We start from the raw sequence: 2,125 nt of genomic DNA on the forward strand, positions 1-2,125 counted from the left end.
TCCGGCGTGAAGTTGTCGTGTTTGTCCTGGCTGTCGCATATGAACGAGAATGCAAGTTTCAGACCACGCTCTTTCGCTCCGTCCACAAGCATGTGGAAACGTCGTGCGTATTTCGATGCCGACGGCGGCTGGTTCCAGACATACACGCCCTCCTCGGGATTGAAATATGTCCATGCGGCGCGGATGAAGAGAACGGTGGCATAATCCGATACCTTCACATTACCTTCGGAAGAGGGGTAGTTGTCATATACCTCCCAGAAATCGTCGCGCAGTCCGTCGCCGAGTCCTGTGTAAAGCACCCATCCGGTCATCGGGTTCTTAAGGTTTTTGTAGCGTTCGGGTTTGATGTCGACCACTTCGTTGCCGTTGATTTCCCAATTGTGAGAGCCTTCGGCAATTTCATCGTTGTCAGAGCAGGAAACGGCTCCGAGGGTGATTGCCGCGCCTGCCAGCAGAGTGCAGGCGCGGTTCATGTATTTCTTTATGTTGTTCATGTTTTCAGATCTTATTTATTTCCAAAATATACGGTCAGTTTCTCAATGTTGACCACTACGTATGTGCAGTTCTCGGGAACGCAGAAGAATGCATACCGGTTATGGCTCTGTCCTGCCACAAGCTGAAGAGTCTCTCCGTTGTTTACAGTCAGGTAGCCTCGTTTTTTGTTTCTCTCGGCATCTGCTGTCGAACCGAAGGCATATACGTTGTTCTCTATGTTCGAAACAAGAAAATTCAGCGCGCCGGTGGCAGTCGCCTTGGACCAGTCGTCGGTAGAGACGCTGCGGGGGAGCGGATCGCCGTGGTATACGAATACGTTCGGGTTGGCAAGCGACTGCTTCATTCTGTACTTGGTCTGGAAGCCGGCTTTCATGCCGTCATCGTGTGCCGAGGCGTTGAATCCGCCCCACATCCAGAGTTCGGTTACTTCCTGTGTGTATGGATTGATGCCGTCGACTGTGTTGTTGTAGGATACAACGGTGTTCTTGAGGTCTGTGGCGGCTGAGTAGATGGTGACGGTGCGTTCGTCGAGGTTGACTACAATGCGGTATGTTCCGTCGGCGGGTATCTCCCAGTATGCCGAACCCGTGCCGCTTTCTGTGGATGTCTGGTCGAATTCGTGGGCATTGCCGTCGTTGATGTCATGGTTCCCTTTGTCTTTTGGCACGAATGATATTGACTTGGCTTCTTCGTACAGCAGCGGCATAAAGAGTTTGCCTGCTTTCAGCTCGCCTCTCCATGCGAAGAGCTGGTCATCTTCAAGGGTGCGCTCGATTTCAACATCTTCCCCTCCGACGGCTGTTCCTGANAGATAAANCTTGTCAAGCTCGATGACACTTCCTGCCGCTACAATCTTGACCGTGCGTGCCTCAAGGTTGACGGTTATGCGGTAGTTACCGCTTTCGGGGATTATCCAGTAGTTGGCTTGAGAGGCATCCGCCATTATAGCGGGCATTTCATCTGTGGTGATAGCCTGGTCGGGGTTTGCGGGTGAGACAGCGTTGTTTTCATCGCCGTAGACAACCGGGAAATTGATTTTTCCGGCTGCGAGCGCGCCGTTCCATGTGTACGTCTTTGATGTCTCGGACGTAGGTTTCAGCTCGATGGGATTGTCGCCGACGGCGGTTCCTCCGATTGAAAGACGGTCGGCAATGAACTGCTTCTCACCGTAAGTCTTCACACGGATTGTTGCGGTGGCGATGTCGGGGATAACGACTCTCGGACCTTCGAACGATGCCGTGACCGTGAAGCTGAGTGTATTGACAGTGCTTGTGAGGCATCCGAAATGCCCCGTCAGCAGTTCATGCAGTTCGCGGTTGGTATATTTGCGGCGGAACATGCCGTCGTCTTCATATTCCTTTATGGCGGCAGACTTGCTGCCTACCGCTTCCATCTGATACTGATAGGTGGTTATGTATTCGTTGCCGTAGGGATGCGCCTCGTTCCATTCAAGGGTGAGGGCGACACCGTCGGGATCGTTTTCGTCAAGCACTATGTATTCGCCTGATGTGGCAAGCTGGATCACAGACTGATTGCGGGAATAGGCATTGTCAATGTCTTCGTTTCCGCAGGCGGCAAGGATGCCCGCTGTCAGCATGAAAGCTGACAGACGGAGCATGTTGCTGTATAT

The 2,125-nt window shown here is 52.5% G+C and carries 1 protein-coding gene and 1 pseudogene; both read right to left on the reverse strand.

The features are described from left to right. Window positions 1-494: pseudogene (locus JX312_RS12665) on the reverse strand (DUF4832 domain-containing protein); the annotation flags it as partial. An 11-nt stretch (window positions 495-505) separates the two neighbouring features. Continuing rightward, window positions 506-2,125: SusE domain-containing protein (locus tag JX312_RS12670; protein WP_239653920.1), on the reverse strand; the 1,620-nt coding region annotated here is incomplete at its 5' end.

It is taken from the genome of Barnesiella sp. CU968 (genome assembly GCF_905219685.1).
In the GTDB taxonomy this organism is placed as follows: domain Bacteria; phylum Bacteroidota; class Bacteroidia; order Bacteroidales; family Muribaculaceae; genus Lepagella; species Lepagella muris_A.